20 protein-coding genes are annotated in these 19870 nt (G+C 70.4%); 5 read left to right on the forward strand and 15 right to left on the reverse strand.

Translation table 11 applies throughout. The annotated features are described in order from the left end of the window. Nucleotides 1-25: 25 nt before the first annotated feature. The 8 genes from H074_RS11965 to H074_RS12000 form a co-directional block, all read right to left on the reverse strand. Complete coding sequence (locus H074_RS11965; RefSeq protein WP_007030295.1) at nt 26-637, reverse strand: flavodoxin family protein; 612 nt, start codon at nt 635-637, stop codon at nt 26-28. Beyond that, on the reverse strand, nt 634-1932 hold the full coding sequence (locus H074_RS11970) for a UDP-glucose dehydrogenase family protein (RefSeq protein ID WP_007030296.1): 1299 nt from the start codon (nt 1930-1932) through the stop codon (nt 634-636). The genes H074_RS11965 and H074_RS11970 overlap by 4 nt, the downstream gene beginning before the upstream one ends. Before the next feature lie 4 nt (nt 1933-1936). Next, nucleotides 1937-2878: a glycosyltransferase family 9 protein gene (locus H074_RS11975; RefSeq protein WP_007030297.1), complete on the reverse strand. Its 942-nt coding sequence runs from the start codon at nt 2876-2878 to the stop codon at nt 1937-1939. Further along, nucleotides 2875-3561, reverse strand: a complete 687-nt coding sequence (locus tag H074_RS11980; protein WP_007030298.1) for an SDR family oxidoreductase — start codon at nt 3559-3561, stop codon at nt 2875-2877. The genes H074_RS11975 and H074_RS11980 overlap by 4 nt, the downstream gene beginning before the upstream one ends. After that, a complete protein-coding gene (locus H074_RS11985) occupies nt 3561-4919 on the reverse strand; it encodes a PfkB family carbohydrate kinase (protein ID WP_007030299.1) in 1359 nt (452 codons plus the stop codon). The genes H074_RS11980 and H074_RS11985 overlap by 1 nt, the downstream gene beginning before the upstream one ends. Further along, nucleotides 4916-5479, reverse strand: coding sequence for a D-sedoheptulose-7-phosphate isomerase (locus H074_RS11990; RefSeq protein WP_007030300.1), 564 nt, complete (start codon nt 5477-5479; stop codon nt 4916-4918). The genes H074_RS11985 and H074_RS11990 overlap by 4 nt, the downstream gene beginning before the upstream one ends. A gap of 16 nt (nt 5480-5495) precedes the next feature. Then, entirely contained in the window at nt 5496-7118 is a 1623-nt protein-coding gene (locus tag H074_RS11995) for a carbamoyltransferase family protein (RefSeq protein WP_007030301.1), read from the reverse strand. A 614-nt stretch (nt 7119-7732) separates the two neighbouring features. Continuing rightward, nucleotides 7733-8692 carry an NAD-dependent epimerase/dehydratase family protein gene (locus H074_RS12000; protein WP_039922236.1) on the reverse strand — a complete coding sequence of 320 codons (960 nt, stop codon included), beginning with the start codon at nt 8690-8692 and terminating at the stop codon, nt 7733-7735. A 70-nt stretch (nt 8693-8762) separates the two neighbouring features. Between H074_RS12000 and H074_RS12005 the strand changes: the two genes are divergently transcribed. From H074_RS12005 to H074_RS12015, 3 genes are read left to right on the forward strand one after another with little or no spacing between them, the layout of a single operon-like run. Then, a complete protein-coding gene (locus H074_RS12005; RefSeq protein WP_039922238.1) occupies nt 8763-9650 on the forward strand; it encodes a polysaccharide pyruvyl transferase family protein in 888 nt (295 codons plus the stop codon). Beyond that, on the forward strand, nt 9647-10519 hold the full coding sequence (locus H074_RS12010; protein ID WP_007030304.1) for a glycosyltransferase family 2 protein: 873 nt from the start codon (nt 9647-9649) through the stop codon (nt 10517-10519). The genes H074_RS12005 and H074_RS12010 overlap by 4 nt, the downstream gene beginning before the upstream one ends. Continuing rightward, nucleotides 10509-11414: a glycosyltransferase family 2 protein gene (locus tag H074_RS12015; protein ID WP_007030305.1), complete on the forward strand. Its 906-nt coding sequence runs from the start codon at nt 10509-10511 to the stop codon at nt 11412-11414. Before H074_RS12010 ends, H074_RS12015 begins: the two co-directional genes overlap by 11 nt. A gap of 113 nt (nt 11415-11527) precedes the next feature. Here the strand turns inward: H074_RS12015 and H074_RS12020 are convergent, their stop codons facing one another. From H074_RS12020 to H074_RS12035, 4 genes are all read right to left on the reverse strand, one after another. Further along, on the reverse strand, nt 11528-12745 hold the full coding sequence (locus tag H074_RS12020) for a glycosyltransferase (protein WP_007030306.1): 1218 nt from the start codon (nt 12743-12745) through the stop codon (nt 11528-11530). A gap of 29 nt (nt 12746-12774) precedes the next feature. Next, complete coding sequence (locus tag H074_RS12025; RefSeq protein WP_007030307.1) at nt 12775-13740, reverse strand: glycosyltransferase; 966 nt, start codon at nt 13738-13740, stop codon at nt 12775-12777. Nucleotides 13741-13768: 28 nt separating this feature from the next. After that, nucleotides 13769-14200 carry a DUF4383 domain-containing protein gene (locus tag H074_RS12030; protein ID WP_007030308.1) on the reverse strand — a complete coding sequence of 144 codons (432 nt, stop codon included), beginning with the start codon at nt 14198-14200 and terminating at the stop codon, nt 13769-13771. A 97-nt stretch (nt 14201-14297) separates the two neighbouring features. After that, entirely contained in the window at nt 14298-15179 is an 882-nt protein-coding gene (locus H074_RS12035) for an SDR family NAD(P)-dependent oxidoreductase (RefSeq protein WP_007030309.1), read from the reverse strand. A gap of 149 nt (nt 15180-15328) precedes the next feature. Here H074_RS12035 and H074_RS12040 point away from each other — a divergent pair, with 149 nt between their 5' ends. Both H074_RS12040 and H074_RS12045 read left to right on the forward strand, forming a co-directional pair. Next, nucleotides 15329-16021 (forward strand): methyltransferase, encoded by a 693-nt coding sequence (locus H074_RS12040; RefSeq protein ID WP_051071917.1) that lies wholly within the window; start codon nt 15329-15331, stop codon nt 16019-16021. Beyond that, the gene (locus H074_RS12045) at nt 16005-16220 is read left to right on the forward strand and encodes a CDGSH iron-sulfur domain-containing protein (RefSeq protein ID WP_007030311.1); all 216 of its coding nucleotides are present in this window, start codon (nt 16005-16007) and stop codon (nt 16218-16220) included. Before H074_RS12040 ends, H074_RS12045 begins: the two co-directional genes overlap by 17 nt. Here H074_RS12045 and H074_RS12050 read toward each other — a convergent pair. The 3 genes from H074_RS12050 to H074_RS42035 are packed head-to-tail and all read right to left on the reverse strand — an operon-like array spanning nt 16188 to nt 19828. Further along, complete coding sequence (locus tag H074_RS12050) at nt 16188-17198, reverse strand: iron-containing redox enzyme family protein (RefSeq protein ID WP_007030312.1); 1011 nt, start codon at nt 17196-17198, stop codon at nt 16188-16190. The two genes, H074_RS12045 and H074_RS12050, sit on opposite strands and share 33 nt — an antisense overlap. A gap of 18 nt (nt 17199-17216) precedes the next feature. Beyond that, on the reverse strand, nt 17217-18314 hold the full coding sequence (locus H074_RS12055) for a carboxylate-amine ligase (RefSeq protein ID WP_007030313.1): 1098 nt from the start codon (nt 18312-18314) through the stop codon (nt 17217-17219). Beyond that, nucleotides 18311-19828, reverse strand: coding sequence for an FAD-dependent oxidoreductase (locus H074_RS42035; protein WP_007030314.1), 1518 nt, complete (start codon nt 19826-19828; stop codon nt 18311-18313). The genes H074_RS12055 and H074_RS42035 overlap by 4 nt, the downstream gene beginning before the upstream one ends. Nucleotides 19829-19870 lie beyond the last annotated feature (42 nt).

A 19870-nucleotide genomic window follows, 5' to 3' on the forward strand; every position in this document is an offset into this window, starting at 1 on the left:
GCCGAGCGGTCGATCACACCTCGGGTCAGGACGCGGGGTACTGCTTCTCCCTCAGCAGGTTCGCCAGGTGGACGGCGTTGCGCGCCAGGGTCGCGTTGGTCGACGCGACCGCTTCCGGCGTTTCGTCGAGGTCGTTGTAGTCGCCGCCCTTCATCGCCTCGCCGTTCCAATAGGTCCCGCCCTGGGCCGGCACGGTGAAGCCGGTGTCGTTGAGGGCCTGGAACAGATCGGCGGTGATCTTGTGCGCGCCGTCCTCGTTGCCGACGACGGCGGTGACGCCGACCTTGCCGAACATCGCGGGCCTGCCTTCGTCGTCCGTTTCGGACAGTTCGGCGTCGAGCCGTTCCAGTACGCGCTGGGCCACACTGGACATGTGCCCGACCCAGGTCGGTGTCGAGATCAGCAGGATGTCGGCGGCGACGATCTTGCGTCGGATCTCGGGCCAGGCGTCGCCGTCGCCCATGTCGGCTTCCACACCCGGTTTGACGTCGTGGTCGACCACACGCACGAGTTCACCGGTGGCGCCGTGTCCGGCCAGTTCGTCCAGGAGCTGCTGGGCGATCAGCGCGCTGCTCGACGGCGCGGGGGACGGTTTGAGCGAGCACACCAGTGCGAGAGCCTTCAACGGCTGGGTCATCCTGTCCTCCTGTTCGGATCGGTACCGAGTCCCGTATGGGTGAAGCCCGCTTCGCCGAGCGTCGCCGGGTCCAAGAGGTTCCTGGCGTCGACGACGACGGCGCGTTCGGTGACGGCGGCGAGCCGGTCCCAGTCGAGCTCGCGGAACTCGGGCCACTCGGTGAGCACGACCAGCGCCGCCGCGTCCTTCGCGACCAGGTACGGGTCGTCGACGACCTGGACGGTGTCCGGTTCGACGGCTTCGACGCCGGGGTCGTACGCGGTCAGCACCGCGCCACTCCTGGCGAGTTCCCGCGCGACCGCGAGGGCGGGGGAATCACGCAGATCCCCGGTGCCCGCCTTGAACGCCAGTCCGAGCAACCCGATACGGATGCCCGAGAGCGAGCCGTCCGAAACACCGGTGATCGCGAGGCGGATCTTCCGCACCACGGCCGCCCGCTGGCGGGCGTTGGCCTTCATGGCGTCGCGGAGGATGCCGAAGTCGACGCCCGCGTGTTCGGCGGTCCTCAGCAGCGCGGCGGTGTCCTTGGGCAGGCACGAGCCGCCCCAGCCTGGGCCGGGGACGAGGAAGGCGGGGCCGATCCGGGAATCGAGCCCCATGAGCCGTCCGACGTCGCGGATGTCGGCGCCGTAATGCTCGCAGAGTTCGGCGAGGACGTTCACGTAGGACACTTTCAGCGCCAGGAACGCGTTGCTGGCGTACTTCGCGAGCTCGGCGCTGGCCGGATCGGTGAACCACACCGGCGCGTTCGTCTCCCCGTACAACGCGGCAACCCGTTCGGCGGCCGCCCGGTTCGCCGGAACCGCGCCGAGGACGATCCGGTCGGGATTCAGGAAGTCTTCGACGGCGTGCCCCTCACGGAGGAATTCGGGATTGCTCACCACGGGCAGGCCCCGCCGTCCCAGTGACTCCTCCAGCCGGGCCCCGGTGCCGACCGGGACGGTGGACTTGGTGACGACGACACAGCCGGGTGCCAGCAGGCCGGGGAGTGTGGCCACGACCTCGTCCAGCACCCGGACGTCGGCGTCGCCGTCCTTCCCCTCCGGGGTGGGCAGGCAGAGCAGCACGACGTCCACATCGGACAGTTCCCGCGGCGCGGTGGTGAACCGGAGGCGCCCGCGGCCCAGGCCGTCCCGGACGAGTTCCGTGAGCCCCGGCTCGGCGATCGTGACCTCGCCCCGCTCCAGTTCATCCACTTTGGACCGATCGTTGTCGACGCAGACCACCCGATGGCCCAGATGCGTGAAGCACGCGGCACTCGTGAGCCCGACGTAGCCGGCGCCGATCACCCCCACCCGCTCAACCACGAGAGGCCCCCGTCCTGAGCAGGTCTTCGGCCGCGGCGAGGACGCGCTCCTCACGCAACAGCAGCAGCCCCGGGTCCGGAGCGCCGCCGTGCGGGTCGCCGACGTCACCCACCCAGAGGACCGTGTGCTGCCGGGCTTCGGGAGGCGGTCCCCAGAGCCGTGGCGGGGTCGGCCCGAACAGCAGGACCGACGGCGTCCCGTACGCGGTCGCGAGGTGTCCGACGCCGGTGTCCCCGCAGATCACCAGCCGCGCCTCGGCCACCGTCGCGGCCAGTTCGGCGAGACCGGAGTCGCCGGCGAGCACCGCCTCGTCGGGCAGCCCGGCCGCTTCGGCGATCTCGCGAGCGAGTGGTGCTTCCGCCGCGCTTCCCGTGACGACCACCCGATGCCGGCCGGAGAGTGCCCGCGCCACCCGCGCGTACCGGTCCGGCGGCCAGCGCCGGGCGGCGAACGCGGCTCCGGGATGAATCACCACCGCGCCCGCCGCCGGGCTGGGTCCGGGAGGCGGCGGTAGCGTGAGGTCGCCGCGGTCGGCCGGGATCCGGGCGGCCTCGAGCAGCCGGCACCAGCGGTCGACCTCGTGCGCTTCGGCGGGCCAGTCCGGGCCGTCGACGCCGGGAAAGTCCGGATGCCGGTGCGTGATCAGTTCGAGCGGGTCCTGGGCGAGCAGGTCGTGGATGCTTTCCGGGCCGCGGCCGTGCAGGTTCACCGCCAGCCGCGGCGGCTCGCCGGGCCAGGACAGTTCGCCGAGCCCGGCCGTCGGGAGCAACTCGTCCACCGCGTCGATCAGCTCGACGATGTCGCGCAGGTTCTCCGGTGCGGCGAGCACCAGGCGTTCGCCGTCGAAGGCGCGGCGCAGGGCCCGCAGGGCGGGAACCGCGGTGAGCAGATCCCCCAGGCCGAGGGCGCGCAGCACGAGGATGCCACCGGTCACGGCCAGGACCCTTCCTCCGAAGCGCACACCACGAGTTCGCGGACCTCGCAGCCGGGCGGCTGGGAGAGGGCGAACACCACCGACGCGGCGACGTGCTCGGGCTGGTTGAGTTTGGCGTCCGGCGGCGGCTTGTACTGCTCGGCCCGGTCGTCGAAGAACGCCGTGTGCATCCCGCCGGGTACCAGCAGTGTCACCCCGACACGGCCCGCCAGTTCCATGGCGAGTGCCCTGGTGAAGCCGACGACGCCGAATTTCGAGGCGCAGTAGGCGCTCGCGTCACCGGCGACCCGCAGTCCCAGCGTCGACGCGCAGGTCACCACCGTGCCGTGGCTCAGCCGCAGATGGGGCAGCGCCGCACGGACGACCGCGGCCGTGCCGAGCAGGTTGACCCGGATCACGCGTTCCCAGTCCGCCGTGGACACCTCGTCGAGCGCGCCGCACGCGTCGGTCCCCGCCGCGGTGAAGACGCCGTCGATCCCGCCCGCCCGTTCGGCGAGTTCGTCCACGGCGCTCGCGGCCGCGGCGGAATCGGCCAGGTCGGCCTGGACGAAGGCGACGTCGCCCGGCGGTTCGGCGCGGTCGATGACCAGCGGGGTGCCACCCGCCTCGCGGACGGCTTCGGCTGTCGCGGCGCCGAGTCCGGAGGCGCCGCCGGTGATCAGGATGTTGCCGAGAGGACGCATCATGCTCCTTCCGCCGCGGCCACCAGCCGGGAGGTGGAATAGCCGCGGATGGTCGGGATCAGGACGATCTCGCCGCCGTGCCCGCGCACCACGGCGCTTTCGGGGAGTTCCGTGTCCGCGTAGTCGCCGCCCTTGACCCAGACGTCCGGTCGCAGGCGGTCGAGCAGAGCGGCGGGATCGGGTTCGTCGAACACCACGACGGCGTCGACCGAAGTGAGTTCGGTGAGCAGCCTGGCGCGGTCGCGGGCGGTCACGATCGGCCGTCCCGGTCCTTTCAGGCCGCGCACCGAGGCGTCGGAATTGAGGCAGACGACGAGCGCGTCGCCCAAGGAACGCGCCTGCCGCAGCAGACTGGCGTGACCGGGGTGCAGCAGGTCGAAGCAGCCACCGGTGGCGACGAGTCTGCCGCCTCGCGCGCGGATCCGCGCGGCCACGTCGAACGCCGAAGCACCGTGGTGGGCGGTCTCCGGTTCGGGTTCGTTGTCCACAGTGGACAAAGTGGCGGCGCCACCGGTCGCGACGAACCGGGCCGCCGTCTCGACTCCGGCGGCCACGGCGTCGGCGGTGGAGGCCCCGTCGAGCAGCGCGGCGGCGACCGCGGACGCGAAGCGGTCACCCGCGCCGCAAGTGTCCTTGGCCACGACACCCGACGGCGGCCGGAACGTCGTGCACGAGCCACCCTCGGTCAGCACCGCGCCGTGCGAGCCCGTGGTGACGCTGACCGCGTCGGCCTTCCAGAGCGCGTGTACTTGTTTCGCCAGGTCCTCGGCGTCGGCGCGGGTTTCGGTGACCTGCTCGGCTTCGGCGAGATTCGGCGTGGCCAACCGGACTCCCGCGACGGGCTCGCTCCCGCGGGGATGCGGATCCCAGACGATCGGGATCGTGCCGGCCAGTTCGGCGAGCAGCGCGCGGATCTCCGGATGACCGGTGACGCCGCGACCGTAGTCGGCGACGAGGATCGCGCCCGCCGAGCGCAGCGCTTCCCGGACGCCGGAGGTGAGCGGCGAGAACTCCGCCCTGCCGTCGCCGCTGTCGAGACGGACCAGTGACTGTCCCGCGGCGCGAACGCGCTTCTTGGTGACGGTGGTGCCGCGCAACGGCATCGGCACCACCCGGACCTCGCGTTCCAGCAGCCCGGTCAGGGTCCGTCCCGCCTGATCGCCACCCAGCGGGGTGACGAGGACGACCTCGGCGGTGGACCGCGCCGCGAGCAACGCGGCCAGCCCGGCGCCGCCCGGCCGCCGCCATTCGCGGGCGAGGTCGACCACGGGGACCGGGGCGTCCGGGCAGAGCCGGTCCGAGGTGCCGTCGACGTCGATGTCCAGCAGGGCGTCGCCCAGCACGACCAGCGGCCTCATGTGGGCACCCCGAGCGCGTCGTCGAACGCGGTGCACAGGGCGTGCACCAGCGCGAGGTGGACCTCCTGCACGGTGGCCATCGACGGCGCCTCCACCGGGATCGCGTCCGAGCACAGCGCGGCGAGCGGATTGGGGGAAGGGCCGGTGATCGCCCAGGTGGTGATGCCGAGTTCGTGTGCGGCCTTCGCGGCCGTGACGACGTTCTGGCTTCCCCCGCTGGTCGAAAGGCAGACGAGGAGGTCACCGGGGCGGCCGTGCGCGCGCACCTGCCGGGCGAACACCTCGTGTTCGCCGTAGTCGTTGACGATGGCCGTCACGGCGGAGGTGTCCGCGTGCAGGGCGATCGCCGAGAAGGGCTGCCGGTCGTTGCGGAACCGGCCCACCAGCTCCCCGGTGAGGTGCTGTGCTTCGGCGGCGCTCCCGCCGTTGCCGCACGCGAGCAGCCGCCCGCCCGCGGTCAGCACAGCGGCCAGCTGGTCACCCCAGTCACGGATCTTCGGCGACCAGGAAACGGATTTCCCGGCGGCCTCGCTCAACGCTGCGAAGTGTTCTTCGATCACGACACACCTCCAAAGGTCAGGGACGGCGGACCACGAAAGGTCCGAGGGCGAGCAGGTCGATGGGGGCCGAACCGAAGCACTCCAGCGCGTCCCGGGGTGAATCGACCATCGGCCTGCCCGCGGTGTTGAGGCTGGTGTTGACCACGGCGGGTACGCCGGTACGCCGTTCGAACGCGCCGAGCATCCGCGCCACGAGCGGTTCCTCGCCCGCGTCGACGGTCTGCACCCGGGCGGTGCCGTCGACGTGGGTGACGGCGGGGATGCGATCCCTCCACTCTTGCGCCACGTCGTGCACGAAAAGCATGTACGGACTGGGAAGCGGGCCGCGGGAGAAGATCTCGCCCGCGCGTTCGGCGAGCACCATCGGGGCGACCGGACGGAACTGTTCGCGGCCCTTGACGTCGTTCAGCCGTTCCAGATTGGCCTCGTGTCCGGGATGCGCCAGCAGTGACCGGTGCCCGAGCGCGCGCGGACCGAACTCGGACCGGCCCTGGAACCAGGCCACGATCCGGTCTTCGGCCAGTGCTTCGGCGACGGCCTCGGCGACGTCGTCCGGGCGTTCGTAGCGCACGTTCGCGGTCCGGAGCGCGTTCTCCAGCTGGTCGTCCGTCCAGCCTCGGCCGAGATCCGCGCCGGTCATCGGGCCGCCGCGTTCGCCGAATTCGGCGGCGAGTTCCAAGGCCGCGCCGAGCGCGGTGCCGGCGTCACCGGCGGCGGGCTGGACCCAGATCCGGTCGAACGGTCCCTCGGCGTGGAGCCGGGTGTTGGCGACGCAGTTGAGCGCGATCCCGCCCGCCAGCGCGAGGTCGGTGTGCCCGGTGTGCTCGTGGAGTCCGGCCGCCAGTTCGAGCAGCACGTCCTCCAGACATCGCTGCACACTCGCGGTCAGGTCGGCGTGGACCTGCCCCGGTTCCTGTCCCGGCTCGACGGCGGGCGCGAACGACGACCAGTCGATCTCGTCGGTGCGGAACCCCATCCCGTTGGTGTGCACGCTTTCGGCTATCCGATCGAGGAACCGGGGTTTCCCGTAAGAGGCCAGCGCCATCACCTTGTACTCGTCGCTGGACCGGGCGAACCCGAGGTGCTCGGTCAGGTCCTCGTACATCAGCCCGAGCGAATGGGGGAGCCGTTGCTCGGCCAGCTCCTCGAACTTGCCGTCGCGGTACTCGCCGGCGAGATAGGACGTACTCTCGCCGCGGCCGTCGGCGACCAGTACCGCGCAATCCCCGAACGGCGCGGCGAGCGCGGCCGAGGCGGCGTGTGCGACGTGGTGCCGGACGAACCGGACGATCGCGGGATCCAGCCCCGGCAAGGCCGCTTTGAGGAAAGCGGGAGCCCGGCGGGCGAAATCGGTGCGGAGACATTCGTTCTTCCCGTCGTGTCCCGCCAGACCCGGTTCGACGAGCGCGGGGTCGTACGAATAGCCGACAGCGTCGAGATCATGCGCGGAGATCCCCGCCTCGGCCAGGCACCACGCGGCGGCCTCGGCCGGTTGCTCCCAAGCGGAGAACGGCACCGGCCGCTTGCCGTGCTTGCGACGGCTGAACCGTTCTTCCTCCGCCGCCGCCACGATCTCGCCGTCGACGACAAGGGCCGCGGCCGGGTCATGGAAGACGGCGTTGACACCGAGAATGCGCACCGGGCCACCTCTCCGGTCGGGGATGCGGGCCGTGACCCGCGCCTACTCCCATAGCGCTACCCGGTGCAGTCGGGGATAAACGATGCGGCGGAAAAGCCCAGGACGTCGCTACTGAGCGAAGCGTCTCTCGGTGGATTCACGGGTGGGATTCCGCTGTGCGGCTCCGGTGGCTCGTGAGTGTTCTGGGTCGTTCTATTGAGGGGGCAAGGCAATCGAGGCGTGTCCTGATAGCGAAACCAGCCGGGATACGCAGGTCGAGGTGGTCGTGAGTGGTAAGTCGCGTTAGAACGTCATTTACCACTCACGACCACCTGGCCGACTCGGTCCCAGCGCCCTCGCTCGCCTGAGGTACATGAAGGCCCCCTTTCTTGCGCCTAGCGCTAGTAAGAGGGCCTTCATGTACTCGACCAGGTGTGAAGGTCGAGTTTCCTCGGCTGCGCCGCGTGAAGGAGGCCTTCACGCGCGGCCGCTGTGACTGGTGGTGCATGTGGGGCGAACGTGGCGATCGCCGATTCCGTGAAGGCCTCCTTGAGGGACCCAGAGTCCGTGAAGGAGGCCTTCACAGACACGCCACGGACCCGTACTCGCCTGCCCGTGCTTGATCGGCCACCGGCTCAGGAGCCGGCGGCCGGGTGGGATGCGGACCGCTGCCGCGCGAACCAGGCGACGGTGCGCGGAAGTCCTTCCGTCAGCGGGATCTCCGGGGCCCAGCCGAGTTCACGGCGGGCGCGGGAGATGTCCGGGCATCGGCGGGCCGGATCGTCGACGGCGGCTTCGACGTGCTCGATCCGGGACGTGCTGCCCGTGACGGTCAAAATCTCCTCCGCGATCCGCAGCACGGTGAGTTCGTGGGGGTTGCCGAGGTTCACCGGGCCGGGCATGTCGGAGGCGGCCAGCGCGATCAGGCCGCGGACGGTGTCGTCGACGTAGCAGAGGGAACGGGTCTGGTCGCCGGTGCCGGTCACGGTGAGCGGTTCGCCCGCCAGCGCCTGGCCGATGAACGTCGGGATCATGCGACCGTCGTCGGGGCGCATGCGCGGGCCGTAGGTGTTGAAGATCCGTGCTATGCCGGTGTTCACGTCCCGCTCCCGGCGCATCGCCGAAGTGAGGGCTTCGGCGTACCGCTTGGCCTCGTCGTAGACGCTGCGCGGTCCGATCGGGTTCACGTGGCCCCAGTACTCCTCACGCTGCGGGTGCTCTTGGGGATCGCCGTAGATTTCGCTCGTCGACGCGAGGACGAAACGGGCGCCGTCCCGTTCGGCGAGGTCCAGCGCCCGTTCGGTGCCGTACGAGCCCGCGCGCAACGTCTCCAGCGGAAGACGGAAGTAGTCGCGGGGCGAGGCGGCGGACGCCAGGTGGAAGACGACGTCGAACGGGCCCGGCGCGCTCATCGGCGCGGTGACGTCACGCGAAAGAAGCCGGAAACCCGGACGGTCGAGGAGGTGTGCCACATTGGCCGTGACGGCGGTGGCGAAATTGTCGGCCGCGACCACCTCCGTACCGGCATCCAGCAGCCGTTCGCACAGATGCGAGCCGACGAAACCCGCGCCCCCGGTCACCAGCGCTCTGTTCATGGGGACCGGCTACCCGCTGCGAGAGCCGGAAAAACCGTGTGAATCCGGAGATGCCGGGTAAGCCTCGGATATGCGTGCATTGGTGATCGGCTGGGCGAGCTTTCGTCACGGCGAGGCGACGGCAGGGGACGTTCTCAGTATGCGCAGGATCGACGAGGCGCTGTCCGCCATGGGGCTGCCGCACGACCTGGCGTGGAGCCCGGTTTACCGGCCGGGTGACGTGAATTACGAAGAGGTGGATCCGGCAAGGTACAGCCACGTGGTGTTCGTCTGCGGGCCCGCGCACGGCCGGCAGGTGCGGGAGGTGCACCGGAGGTTCGCCCATTGCCGTCGGATCGCGGTCGGGGTCTCGGTGATCGATCCGGAGGATGACACGGTCAAGGGCTTCGACCAGGTGTTCGCGCGGGACCACGACGGAGTCGGCACACCGGATCTGTCCCTCGGCGTGCCGACCGACGAGGTACTGGTGACAGGGGTGATCCTGGCGTCGCCGCAACGAGAGTACAGCGACTCCGGCCGTCATGCGGAGGTGCACGCCTCGGTGAAGGAATGGATCGCCGGGGTGGACTGCGCGAGGGTGCCGCTCGACACCCGGCTGGCGTCGTCGGACTGGGAACGATGCGAGACACCGGACCAGTTCACGTCGATCCTGTCGCATCTGGATGTCGTGATCACGACGCGCCTGCACGGACTTGTGCTGGCTCTCCAGGCGGGGGTGCCCGCTCTGGCCATCGACCCGGTCGAGGGCGGCGGCAAGGTCACCGCCCAGGCCGACGCGCTCGGCTGGCCCGCGCTCGTCCCGGCCTCGGAGGCAGGCGATCAGGACGTGCTCGACTCCTGGTGGCGATGGTGTTCCTCGGTGCAGGGCCGGGCGGTGGCCGCGCTCCGCGCGCTGCCTGCCGACAACGGGCTCGTGCGGGACATGGTGAAGGCGCTCAAAACCAGGCCGGTGCGATGAAGAGGACCAAGACGACGGTGGTGATCGCCACCCGCGATCGGGCACCGGAACTGGAACGGACGTTGCGGGAGCTGACGGCGCTGCGGCCGCCACCGCCGATCGTGGTGGTGGACAACGGCTCGTCCGACGGTACGGCGGCCAGGGCCGCCGCGTTCCCCGGTGTCCGCGTGATCCGATTGCCGCGCAACATCGGTGTGGCGGCCCGGAATCTCGGCGTCGCGGTGGCTCGGACGCCGTACGTCGCCTTCAGCGACGACGATTCCTGGTGGGCCGACGACGCGCTCGCCGAAGCCGAACGCATCCTCGACGCCCACGACGACATCGGGTTGGTGGCCGCGAAAACCCTGGTGGGGGAAGAAGAACGCGAGGACCCGGTCGTCCCGTTGATGGCAGGCAGCCCGCTCGGCAGGCCCGGCGGGCTTCCCGGGCCGGCGGTGCTCGGTTTCCTCGCCTGCTCAGCGGTCGTCCGGCGGACCGCCTATCTGCAGGCCGCGGGTTTCCATCCCCTGCTGCATTTCGGTGCCGAGGAGAAACTGCTGTCCTACGACCTGGCGGCACGCGGCTGGTGGCTGTGTTACGCGGAGAAGGTGCGGGCGCACCACCACCCATCAGCGTTGCGGCCGTCGTCTTCCTGGCGCGAGCGCGCCGAACTCCGCAACCGGATACTGATCACGGTGATGAGACGGCCGGTGCGCCGATGCCTCGCCGAAGGGTTCCGGGTGCTGGCCAGGGTTCCACGGGAACCGCGCGTGCTCGGCGCGCTCGCCGGGGTGCTCCGGAGGCTGCCATGGGCGCTCGCCGACAGGCAACCGCTGCCCGCTCCGGTGGAACGCCGGATCCGCGTCCTGGAACACGCCCATGGAGGATGAAGTGAAGGACCGGATCACGGTCGTGGTGATCACGCACAACCGGTGTGCGCAGCTGCTGGAGACGCTCGCTTCCATGACCGCCCTGCCCGACGCGGCGCCGATCGTGGTGGTGGACAACGCTTCCACCGACGGCACCGCCGACGCCGTCGAAGGACGGTTCCCGTCGGTCCGGGTGATCCGTTCGCCGCGGAACCTCGGCGCCGTCGCGCGCAACGTCGCGGTCCGCGAAGTGGAAACGCCGTATGTGGCTTTTTGCGACGACGACACCCGATGGCAGCCGGGATCACTGCGGCGCGCCGCCGACCGGCTCGACGCGTATCCCGGACTGGGCGTGGTGACCGGACGTTGCCTGGTGGAACCGGCGTTGACCGAGGACCCGATCACCCCGGAACTGCGGCATTCCCCGGTCCCCGGCCCGGACTGGCTGCCCGGCCCGGCGCTGCTGGGCGTCATGGCGGGACTGTCGGCCGTCCGTGTCCGCGCGTTCCACGACGTCGGCGGGTTCTCCGACCGGATGTGGCTCGGGGGAGAGGAGGAGCTGTTCGCCCTCGACCTCGCGACCAAGGGCTGGTGGATGTGCTGGGACGAGGAGATGGTGATCCACCACGCTCCTTCGGCCGTCCGCGACCCGCGGCGGCGCCGTCAGCTCGGCATCCGCAACACCCTGTGGACGTTGTGGCTGCGGCGTCCGCTCGGCAGCGTCCTGCGCCGGATGGTCGCGGTGCTGCGTTCGGCTCCCTTCGACCGGGCGACGTTCGCGGCGGTGGCGGAAGCGGTGCGGGGGATCCCGTGGGTGCTGCGGGAACGCGCGGTGGTCCCGGCGGGAGTGGAACGCGGTCTGGTGCTGCTGGAGGAGTCGCAGCGGAACTCGGTCGCGCGGCGGTACGTGGGGTGAGACGTACGCCCGCCACAGTCGCCTTGCAGTACATGAAGGCCCCCATCCTTGCGCCAGGCGCGAGGATGGGGGCCTTCATGTACTCGGAAAGGGGCCTTCACGGACATTGGCTGTCAGGAAGGTGAAGCGGCTACCGCCATTTCCGTGTCCCCGCTCAGGACGCGTCCATAAGCGCGCGAGCAATCCGAGGCCACCCGGTCCCACGAGTAGCGCGCCCGCACCCGGTCTGCGCCGGCGATCCCGAACGACTCGCACGCCGAAGCGTCGCCGAGAAGCCGCCGCAGCGCTCCCGCCAGCTCCTTCGGGCTGCGCGGCGGAACGAGCAATCCTGTGACGCCGTCGACGACGGTGTCGGTCAGCCCGCCCACAGCGCTCGCCACGACCGGGACACCGCAGGCCATCGCCTCCAGCGGCACGATGCCGAACGGTTCGTACCAAGGCGTGCAGACCACCGCGTCGGCGGAGCGCAGGAGCGCGGGCATGTCTTCGCGGGACACCAGTCCCGGCAGGCGCACGCGGTCGCCGACGCCTGCCCGGTCGGCGATCTCCCGCAGCCGCCGCACCTCCGGCGCCTGGGCGAGCGGACCCGCATCCGGGCCGCCCGCGATGACCAGTTCCGTGTCCGGCAGCGAGGACAGTGCGCCGATGGCGAGGTCGAAACCCTTGCGCGGCACCAGCCTGCCGACGCTGACGATCCGATGTGGAGCCGTGCGGGGAGCGCACTCGCCGTCCGGGGTGAACCGCGCCAGGTCCACTCCACAAGGGACGACGGAAGCGCGTGACCGCGGCAGGCCCATCCGCACGAGTTCGAAGACCTCGTCCGAGCACGTCGCGATCACCCGGTCGGCTTGTTTGGCGATCATCCGCTCGAGCCGGATCCGGTCGGGCGGGCTCGTGTCGTTCTTGCCCTGATAGCGCCGTTTCACGACGCCCAGTGCGTGAAAGGTCTGGGTCACCGGGATGCCGAGATCCTTCGCCGCGAGGATCGAAGCCAGGCCGGACATCCAGAAGTGCGCGTGGACGACGTCCGGCCGCTTCTTGGCCCAGCGTGACCGCAGCACCCGGCCGAACTCTCCCATATAAGGCAGCAGTTCGTCCTTCGGCAGCTTTCTCGCAGGGCCCGCCGGAACGTGGACGACGCGGTAGCCGTCCGGCGTTTCGACCGTCGCGGGGGTTCGCCGGTTCTCGCGACGCGTGTAGACGGTGACGTCGTGTCCCTGCCTGCTCAGCGCGGCGGAGAGCTCGGCGACGTGGACATTCTGACCTCCGGCGTCGGCTCCACCGAGGGCGGCGAGCGGGCTGGCGTGCTCGGAAACCATCGCGATCCTCATCGGGCTCCTTCCCTCCGCCTCCGGCGGAATCAAGCGGTCACCTCGGCCAGCAGGGCGTCCCAGCGTTCGAGGAACGCCTCGAGCCCGTAGTGGCTCAACGCGAACTCGCGAGCTGATTTCCCTGCCAGTACGGCGAAATCGGGTTCATGGATCAATTCGCGGTAGGCCTTCGCCAGCGCCTTGATGTCCGTCGAGACGGCACCGGCGTCGGGAGGGACCGCGAGTACCGCTTCGGTGGTCGCCAGTGCCACGACCGGCATGCCGAGATGCATCGCTTCGAGCAACGACAGTCCCAGCGACGTCCACCGAGCGGTGTGCAGGTAGACGCGGCGCCGGGCGACCTCGGTGTGCAGTTCCCGGCTGGGCAGGTCGCCGCCGGGATGTACCGCGGGATGGCGGCCTTCGAGCTCCTCGCTGCCGATCCCGTACACGTCGACCGGCGCGATCTCCGCGAAAGCGGGCAGCAGATCGGTTCCGGTGATCCGGCCTCGTCGCGCCGGCTCGTTGATCAGCGCCGCTCCGTGGGGCACTTCCCCGGTGTAACGCTCACCCGGATCGGGGATCCCGTGCGGAACTATCACCGTGGGCGCGAGACCCGAGTCCCACATCAGTTCGTTGAAATGGGTCACGTGGACCAGCGGGATGTCGTCCCGATCGGCCAGCGGATGCCGGGTGGTGGCCGCGTGCTCCCGGGGAGTGTTGTGTTCGACGTAGACGGCGGGCACTTCCTTGCCGGGGCGGCGGCGCAGCCACCGCGCGGCCAGCTGGATCTCCTCTGGCCGCTGGAGGATCACGACGTCGACGTCGAGGTCCTTCAGGTCGTCGACCGGGACCTCTTCGGCGGAGGGCCAATCGCGTCCACTGAGCCCGCGTCCCCACGGCCCGCCTTCGGCCAGCAACGGCAGGAGGCAGTGATGGCCACCCCGGACGAAGGACTCGGTCCAGGAACCGTGGACGTGCCACAGGAGGATCCGGAGCGGGGCCGTTTTCGTCATATCCGCCAAGTTGCCCGTTGTGGACGAACTAAACGTTTTCCCTTGCCTTACTTTGGTTTCGCTGGGAAAGGCGGGTGGCCGCGATGCCCACCGCGAGCGCCGCGAGGGAGGTCAGCGCGTGGAGGACGTTGTCGGCCCAGTTGAGATTGACCGCGTCCCCGGAGGAATCGGTCCCCGCGGAGAGCGCGCCGAATGCGGTCAATCCCGCGAATGCCACGAAAGCCAGCCAGCAGTAGGCCGCGATCGCGGACGGTTTGAAGACCGCGACCAGGCCCAGAACGCCGATCACGGTACGGATGACGTCGAGCATTCCGGTCGCGCTGAAGATCCACAACGTGTTCTCGCCGACCTGGTTCGCCTCGGGGAGGAAGAAGAAGCCGAGCACACCCAAGACGAGATGGACCAGTGCGATGACGAACACCACCGGTCGCAGAAGGAAGCCTGTCGTACGCAGTTTCATCGGAAACGCCTCCGTTTCGCCGCAAGCCCGTCGGATACCCCCTGGAGACGACGTGAAACTCCCCCGGCGGACGGCCGGGGAAGTGCCACGCGATGCCTCAACCGGATTGGGGGTCGGTGTCGTCGTGCGGGTCGCCGGACGACGTGCCCTGCTCCCCACGGACCTCTTCGCGTTCTTCCTCGTCCCGTTTCCCGCCGCCGGGTTCGGCCATCTTCGCCATCTGGGCGGCCTTGGCCTTGTCCGGCAGCACGCGGGAGGCCGCGGTCTGCACCTTGTTCTTGGCGGAACCGGCGACCACCTTGTCGTCACCCTGCATGAGCGCCTCGAATCCTTCCCGTGCGACGTCGGCGGGGTCGTCCTTCGGACCCGAGCCGATCTTGGTGTCCCGCATGCCCGCCCGGTCGAAGAACTCGGTGTCCGTCGGGCCCGGCAGCAACGCCGTCACCGTCACTCCGGAGTCCTTCAATTCGGTTCGAAGTCCTTCGGAGAACGACTGCAGGAACGCCTTCGATGCCGCGTAAACGGCGTGATAGGGACCGGGCGCGGTGGCGGCGATGGACGAGGTGAACAGCACGCGACCCGCCTTCCTCTCCGCCATGGGCTTCGTCAGCCGATGGGTCAGGTGGACCGCCGAAGTGATGTTGAGGTTCACCACCCGAAGCTGGTCACGCAGGGCGCTGTCGAGCACCGCGCCGCCGACGCCCACCCCGGCGTTGACCGCCAGGGAGTCGACCGGGCGGCCGGTCGCCGCCACCCGGTCGACGAGTTCTTCGACGCCCTCGTACGCGCTGAGATCCACTCGTACGGCGTCCACGCCGGCGCCTTGGTCCTGCAGGGCGCGGGCGGCCGGGATGAGTTCGTCGTCCTCGGCGGCGATCACCAGATCGTATCCGTGCCCGGCGAACTGCTTCGCCAGTTCGAACCCGATCCCGCTGGACGCTCCGGTGACGACCGCGAGCGGTTTGGCCGGATTGGCCATCTGTTCCCTCCTTCGGTCGCTTCTCCCTGCGGCTACCCCTTCCGAGCGCGTCCAACCCTGCTCACGCGGAACAATCGGCGGGCCACTGTGGACGTTTCGCGCCGCACGGCAGGGGTAGCCGGGAGCAACTACGGCGAACCGGAGGGAACATGACCGCGATCTCCCAGGCAGCAGCGATACCACTCGCCCCGGCGCGGCCTCGGCTGCTGCGGCCGCCGGGGGTGTATCGCCCGCAACACGACACCTGGTTGCTGGCGAGCGCGTTGAGCGCGTCAGGAATGCCCGCCGGAGCGAGAGTTCTCGACCTCTGCACCGGGACCGGCGCCCTCGCGCTGGCGGCCGCGGCGCACGGCGCGGGATCGGTGACCGCGGTGGACATCTCCCGCCGGGCACTGGCCGCGGTCTGGGTCAATTCGCGGCTGCGCCGGCTCCCGGTCCGGCCGCTTCGTGGCGGCTTGGCCGAAGCGGCTCGTGGCGGCCCGTTCGACGTCGTGCTGGCGAACCCGCCTTACGTGCCCTCCCCGGTGCCCGCGGCCGGAGCCGCCCGGGCCTGGGACGCGGGCCCGGACGGCAGGATCGTGCTCGACCAGGTCTGTGCCCAGGCGTCGTCGCTGGTGGCGCCGGGCGGGTACCTGATGATGGTCCACTCCGCGGTCTCCGGCCCCGGCAAGTCGCTGGAGCGGTTGCGGGCGGCGGGAATGACCCCGGCGGTGGTCGCCACCCGATCGATCCCCTTCGGCCCCGTCATGAGGGCACGGGCGGCCTTCCTCGAAGCGGCGGGCCTGATCGCGGCCGAACAACGGCACGAGGAACTGGTGGTGATCCGTGCCGACCGGTCGTGAGACCAAGGTCCGGATCGAACCCGGCGGGCCCCTCCTGGTGGAGGGGCCGGTCGAGGTCGTCACCGACGACGGCGAAACGGTGACTTCGGATCGCTTCGTGGTCGCTCTCTGCGCCTGCCGCCGCAGCAAGCGTTACCCGTTCTGCGACACGAGCCACCGCCGCCGCTCACGGCAAGGGGTGCAGCGGCCTCAGGAGTGAGCTCTCCCCGGCCGACCAGGCGCCCAGCAGGTGCTCGGTCAGCCGGTTCTCCAGCAGGTCGGTGGCCTGGATGCCCAGCGCGATGTCCGCCGCCAGGTCCGGTTCCCGTTCGAGCAGATCGCCGACGACGTCGTGCCGCAGTACCTGTTCGTGCACCGCGTCGGCCTCGATGTGCTCGGTGTAGAAGTACCGGCATTCCGGGGCCCCGCCGAGGCGTTCCAGCGCCTGGTCCATCCGCCGGGCAGCGGGCGCGGTGGTGATCTCGGCGGCCGCGAAGTGCCCGACGAGCGCGCCGCGCAGGCTCCGGTGCAGGCCGAACAGCGACATCATGTTCACCGTCGCGAGCATGCACGCGGGGACGTGGTCGAGGTAGGCGAGGTAGCCGGCCGACAGGCCCGCCGCGGTCAGCAGATCCGCGAACAGGCGGGAATGCGCCTGATCGGCCCGCCCGCCGCCGAACTCGTCGAACTCCACGGCGACCAGCGCCGTCTTGGCCCTTCCCCGCAGCCGCGGGATCACCCACGCGTGGGGATCTGCCTCCTTGAGGTGGTAGATCGACCGATGCGCGAAATACTCCTCGACGTGCCACCGTTCGCCCTGGTCGCGCAGGAAGTGGGAAACGCCGCCACCCTCGACCGGTTCGACGAGCAACTCGTCCAGCAGCCCGCCGACGTCGTCGCCGCCGGGCACGGCGGCGCGGATGCCGTCGAGGAACACGTGCTCCAGAACGGAGCGGAAACCGAGCAGGCGGGGGTCCCATTCCCATTCGGAGTCGACACCGTCGAAGCCTTGGTAGTGCAGCTCGTAGCAGACGTGCAACGCCAGCTGCAGATCTTCACCGAACGGGTCGGCGCCGGTCGCCACTTCGAGGTCGAAATCGTCCCGGCGCCCGCCTGCCAGTGTGTCCACCACGGCGGCCGAGAGCGGGCCGCGGATCTCGGGCAGCCTCGCGGCCACCTCTCGGTCGATCGTCGTCATGGTCCGGGAGTACCCGGTCTAGGCGTGCGGAACCGTCTCTTCGGTCAGCATCCGCAACACCGCGACCTCTCCGTCGGCGGCGGCCCGGCGCTGCCGTTCGGCGCCGGTGCCCTCCCGTTCCAGCCGTCCGAGAAGGGTACGGACGAGGTCCGCGTCACCGGTGTCCTCCAGTGCCTGCTTGGTGTGCGCCAGCAACGCGGCGACGCGGTCACCCACCGGGACCGGCTTCCCCGCCACCGGGTCGACGGCCGGCCCCAAAAGACCGTGACGCGCGGCCGACCACACCGCGGCGGCGGCGATCTGCGGATCCAGCGGCGTGGCCTCCACCCCGTGGTCAAGCTCGGTGAGGGCGGTGCGCACCAGCGCGCGGGTCAGCAGTCCCTGCAGGACGGCTTCGTCCACGGTGGACGCGGTGTCGGCGGCGCGGACCTCGACCGTCGGCCACCGCGCGGACGGCCGCGCGAGCCAGAAGGTCTGGTTCTCGTCCACCAGGGCCCCGCAGTCCACCAGCTTCCCGACCTGCTCCTCGTACGCGGCGGCGTCCACGAAGTACGGTGCGACGCCCGAGCCGGGAAAACGGCTCTGCTCCACCATCCGCCAGCTCTCGTAGCCGGTGTCGCGGCCGCCTTCGAACGGCGAGTTCCCCGACAACGCCAGCAACGTGGGCAGCCACTCGCCCAGGTGGTTCACGACGGCGACCGCGGTTTCCCGGTCGGGCACGCCCACGTGCACGTGACAGCCACAGGCCTCGTACGCCTTGACGACACCGGCGTACAGGGCGTCGACCTTGCCGAACCGGTCGTCCGTGCCGTAGTCGCGATCGGGTGAGGGACGCAGGGGACTGCCGGAGGCCAGGATGGCGCAGTCCTCGCCCGCCGCCGCTTCGGCGAGCGTACGGCGTCCCGCGGTCAGGTGTTCGTACAGCTCGTCGGCGGTCTCGCAGACGCCGGTGGCGGCCTCGACCTGCGTCGGGCGCAGTTCCCGGTGGACCGCGGCACCGTCCGGCAGCGGACAGCAGATCCGATGCCGTTCGAGCACCGCCTCGGCCCGGGGACAGCTCACCCCGGTCCTGGGATCGACCAGCAGGAACTCCTCTTCGATGCCGATCCCTGTCATCGTGGCTCCCGCTTCTTCGGCAGCGCGCGCACGGCCGGACCCTGGATCACCGACCCGTCCAGACCGAACCGCGAACCGTGGCAAGGGCAGTCCCAGGTCTTTTCCGCGTTGTTGAACGCGACGAGACAGCCCAGATGGGTGCAGTGGGCGCCGACGGCGTGCAGTTCACCGCCCGGATCGCGGTAGGCGGCGACGAGTTCGCCGCCGTCACGGGTCACCTTGGCCTCGCCGGGCGCGAGTTCGTCCAAGGCGGCGGGCTTGCGCAGCGCGCTGAGGTGGTCGCCCACCAGGAACTTCGCGACCGTGGCGTTGTTCTCCACGGTCGAGATCGCGGACCGCAGGTCGAAGCGGTTCGGGTCGTACAGGCCGGCCGACGGGTTCTCCCGTCCGGTGAGGAGATCCGCGAGCAGCAGCCCGGCAGCGGTGCCGCCGGTCATACCCCACTGACCGAAGCCGGTGGCGACCCACAGGTGACGGCTCGCCGGGTGGTAGCGCCCGACGTACGGCACGGAGTCCAAAGTGGACAGATCATGGGCGGACCACCGGTGGGTGACCCGGTGCACGGCCGCGTGCCCGCTCGCCCAGGCGGCCAGCCGTTCGTAGCGGCTCTCGACGTCGACGGAGTCGCCGACGCGGTAGTGCTCGCCGCCCACGACCGCGTACGGGACGCCGTCCTTGTGGTAGCTCCGCACGGAGTGGTGGGTGTCGGCGTCCAGGTACATCCCCTCCGGCGGGCGGTTGCCTTCGACCGGCCCGGCGACCACCAGATCGCGGACCGGGTCGAGCCGGGCGAAGAACAGGCCGCGGTCGAACACGGGGTAGTGGGTCGCCACCACGACCTCACTCGCCCGCACCTCACCGGAACTGGTACGCACCTTGGTGCCGCCGAGTTCGTCGACGCCTTCCGCGCGTACGCCCTCGACGATCGTCCCGCCCAGGCGTTCGATCTCGCCTGCCAGGGCGAGCAGCCAGCGGCGTGGGTGGAAATGCGCCTGCGACGCGAACTTCACCGCGCCGACCGCGGGCACGTCGAGGTCGACCTCGGTGACATAGGTGGCCGGGAGACCGGCCTCGGCGGCGGCTTCCGCCTCACGTTCGAGGCTTTCGACGGTTTCGGGCCTGGTCGTGTAGACGAAGCTGTCGGCGCGGGTGAAACCGCAGTCGATGTCGAGTTCGGCCGTGGCCGCGGCGATCCAGTCCAGGGCGCCCGCCTGTGTGGAGGCGTACATCGCGGCGGCTTCGGCGCCCTTGGTCTTGGCCAGCGTGGCGTACTTGAGCCCGTGCTGGGTGCTGACCTTCGCCGTGGTGTGCCCGGAGACCCCCGCCGCGAGGCGGCCGGCCTCCAGGACCAGGACCGAGCGCCCGGCCCTCGCCAGCCGGTACGCCGCGGTGAGCCCGGCGATACCGCCGCCGAGTACGGCGACGTCGACCTCCGATGGCAACGGCGTGCCGGTGCGATCGGGAGCGGGAGCCGTGTCGAGCCACAATGAACGCGTTCCGGGCAACTCCGTCATGACGGCCGGATTCCCTCGGGGTGAGGCGGGCAAACCAGGGCG

Source organism: Amycolatopsis decaplanina DSM 44594 (genome assembly GCF_000342005.1).
Lineage (GTDB): Bacteria > Actinomycetota > Actinomycetes > Mycobacteriales > Pseudonocardiaceae > Amycolatopsis > Amycolatopsis decaplanina.